The sequence below is a fragment of the Bradyrhizobium sp. P5_C12 genome (assembly GCF_054049735.1).
Map to the genome: position 1 here is coordinate 1 of NZ_JBFULU010000111.1, position 3,221 is coordinate 3,221.

Consider the following 3,221-nt stretch of genomic DNA (forward strand, 5'->3'; position numbering starts at 1 on the left):
GAACGCGTTCGCGGCGTATTTGATCATCTCGGCGGTGCGGCGTTCGGTGAACATCAGCGGCGCCTGGTTCAGCGACAGCGGGCGGTAGATGTCGCCCATCACCTTGCGGCCGCGCTCGTCGGAAGTGCCGACGACGACGCGGTCGGGGAACTTGAAGTCGCGGATCGCCGCGCCCTCGCGCAGGAATTCGGGATTGGAGGCGACCACGACGTCGGCCGCAGGGTTCGTTTCGCGGATGATGCGCTCGACCTCGTCGCCGGTGCCGACCGGAACCGTCGACTTCGTCACCACGACGGTGAAGCCGGACAGCGACTGCGCGATCTCTTTCGCAGCCGCATAGACGTAGGAGAGATCGGCGTGACCGTCGCCGCGGCGCGACGGCGTGCCGACCGCGATGAAGACCGCATCGGCATCGGCCACCGGCTTCGACAGGTCGGTGGTGAAGTCGAGCCGCTTGGCCTTGACGTTGGTTGCGACCAATTCGTCGAGGCCGGGCTCGTAGATCGGGATCTCGCCGCGATGGAGTGCCGCGATCTTCTTCTCGTCCTTGTCGACGCAGGTGACGTCGTGACCGAAATCCGCAAAGCAGGCTCCGGAGACCAGTCCCACATAGCCCGTGCCGATCATTGCGATTCGCATGAAAAACTCTTTCCGTTGAAGACGGATGTTCCGCTGAACACCCTAGACCATTTCTCTATCCGGCCGCACGCCCAACATTAGGGCAAGTTGCTGCGCGGGCCGAATAAATCTTGACCGCTCTGCGCTGAAACAGCGGCGGACATTTCCCGAAATAAGCGACATGCGATTGTTGCAATCTACGTATGCGATAGATACGCCGCATATGCACGCTTCAAACCATCCTCGAGCGACGTCGTCGCGCGCCAGCCGAGCTTGGCGAGCCGGCTGACATCGAGCAGCTTGCGCGGCGTGCCATCGGGGCGCGCGGTGTCGAAACTGATCTCGCCGCGATAGCCGACGATGTCGGCGACGATGCGGGCGAACTCGGCGATGGTGATGTCCTCGCCGGTGCCGATATTGACCAGCTCCGCGCTCGAATAGGTCTTCATCAGGTGCACGCAGGCGTCCGCCATGTCGTCGACATAGAGGAACTCGCGCCGCGGCGTGCCGGTGCCCCACACGACGACGCTTCTGGCGCCCGCAACCTTCGCCTCATGGAAGCGCCGGATCAGGGCGGCGACCACATGGCTCAGTTCGGGATGATAATTGTCGCCGGGACCGTAGAGATTGGTCGGCATCACGCTGATGAAGTCGGATCCGTACTGGCTGCGATAGGCCTCCACCATCTTGATGCCGGCGATCTTGGCGATGGCATAGGGCTCGTTGGTCGGCTCCAGCGGGCCGGTCAGCACCGAATCCTCGCGCAGGGGCTGCRCCGCCAGCTTCGGATAGATGCAGGAGGAGCCCAGGAACATCAGCTTCCCGGCGCCGTTTTGATGCGCGGCCTGGATCACATTGGCCGCGATCGCGATGTTGTCGTAGATGAACTCCGCGCGCAGCGTGTCGTTGGCGACGATGCCGCCGACCTTGGCGGCGGCGAGAAAGACGACCTGCGGCCGCATCCTGGCGAACCAGTCGAACACCGCGGCCTGGTTGCACAGATCGACCTCGCGCCGGTCGACCGTGAGAAGCTTCACGTCCTCGCGCGCCAGCCGGCGCACCAGCGCACTGCCGACCATGCCGCGATGGCCGGCGACGTAGACGGTCTTGCCTGTGAGCTCAAACGGTGCGTTTGCCACTGGCCGCGTCCCGTTTTGCCTCCGCCAGATCGCTCGCCACCATCTCCTCGACCAGCTCGATGAAGCTCCGCTTCGGCGTCCAGCCGAGCACCTCGCGCGCCTTGCTGGCGTCGCCGACGAGCAGATCGACCTCGGTGGGGCGGAAGTAGGTCGGATCGATCTTCACCACGGTCTTGCCGCTCGTCTCATCGACGCCGGTCTCGTCGACGCCCGCGCCGCGCCATGCGATGCGGCGGCCGACCTGCGCAAACGACAGCTCGACCATTTCCCGCACCGAGCGCATCTCGCCGGTGGCGAGCACGAAATCGTCGGGCTTGTCGGCCTGCAGGATCTTGTGCATGCCTTCGACATAGTCGCGGGCATGGCCCCAGTCGCGCTTGGCCGAGAGATTGCCGAGATAGAGCGTGTCTTCGAGGCCGACCTCGATGCGGGCGACGCCGCGGGTGATCTTGCGGGTGACGAAGGTCTCGCCGCGGATCGGGCTCTCATGGTTGAACAGGATGCCGTTGGACGCGAACATGCCATAGGCCTCGCGGTAGTTCACCGTGATCCAGTAGCCGTAGAGTTTTGCCACGCCGTAAGGCGAGCGCGGATAGAACGGCGTGGTCTCCTTCTGCGGGATCTCCTGGACGAGGCCATAGAGCTCGGAGGTCGAGGCCTGGTAGAACCGCGTCTCCTTCTCCATGCCGAGGATGCGGATCGCTTCCAAGAGCCGCAGCACGCCGATGGCGTCGGCATTGGCGGTGTATTCCGGGCTTTCGAAACTGACGGCGACGTGGCTCTGGGCGGCGAGATTGTAGATTTCGGTCGGCCGGATCTGCTGCACCAGGCGGATCAAGTTGGTCGAATCCGTCATGTCGCCGTAATGCATCAGGAACGGCACGTTGCCGACATGCGGGTCCTGGTAGAGATGATCGACCCGCGCGGTGTTGAACGAGGACGAGCGCCGCTTGATGCCGTGCACGACATAGCCGAGCGACAGCAGATACTCGGCGAGATAGGCGCCGTCCTGCCCGGTCACGCCGGTGATGAGAGCAATCCGCTCACGCATGGCCTGAAGCCTTGAAATCCTGTCAAGATGGTCCGTCGCACACGTGCCTGGCGGCGCAGCAACCCCTGCGCAGCCAGCGCGCAACCGGCCCCTTCTTGGACATATCGGCCCTCCGGGTCAACCCGGACGGGGCGCCCGGATGATCCATATGGCTCTTGGATACCAGAGCCCGGGCAGCCAGCCGAATCCAGCGTACCGGCGCCCCTCGCTGTTGGGGGCTTGCTCGAACGCCTCCTTCAGGAGCGCTGATAGTCGTCTTCAATCCGGATGATGTCGTCTTCCCCGAGATAGCTGCCGGTCTGGACCTCGATGAGTTCCAGCATGATCTTGCCGGGGTTCTCCATCCGGTGCACCGCGCCCATCGGGATGTAGATCGACTCGTTCTCGTGCACCGTCTTCACGGTCTCGTTGAC

General features: G+C 63.9%; 3 protein-coding genes and 1 pseudogene. All 4 read right to left on the minus strand.

The genetic code is table 11. The annotated features are described in order from the left end of the window. Nucleotides 1-639 (minus strand): UDP-glucose dehydrogenase family protein (locus ACXJMY_RS37745; protein WP_456624425.1); only part of this gene is annotated, 639 nt, incomplete at its 3' end. A gap of 176 nt (nt 640-815) precedes the next feature. Beyond that, nucleotides 816-1,757, minus strand: a complete 942-nt coding sequence (gene fcl, locus ACXJMY_RS37750) for a GDP-L-fucose synthase (RefSeq protein ID WP_456624426.1) — start codon at nt 1,755-1,757, stop codon at nt 816-818. Then, nucleotides 1,738-2,808 carry a GDP-mannose 4,6-dehydratase gene (gmd, locus tag ACXJMY_RS37755; protein WP_456624427.1) on the minus strand — a complete coding sequence of 357 codons (1,071 nt, stop codon included), beginning with the start codon at nt 2,806-2,808 and terminating at the stop codon, nt 1,738-1,740. The genes fcl and gmd overlap by 20 nt, the downstream gene beginning before the upstream one ends. Before the next feature lie 236 nt (nt 2,809-3,044). Then, nucleotides 3,045-3,221: pseudogene (gene cpsB, locus ACXJMY_RS37760) on the minus strand (mannose-1-phosphate guanylyltransferase/mannose-6-phosphate isomerase); the annotation flags it as partial.

Excerpts from the sequence above, each read along its gene's own strand:
- gmd (WP_456624427.1), bottom strand. The coding sequence starts at position 2,808 with ATGCGTGAGCGGATTGCTCTCATCACCGGCGTGACCGGGCAGGACGGC.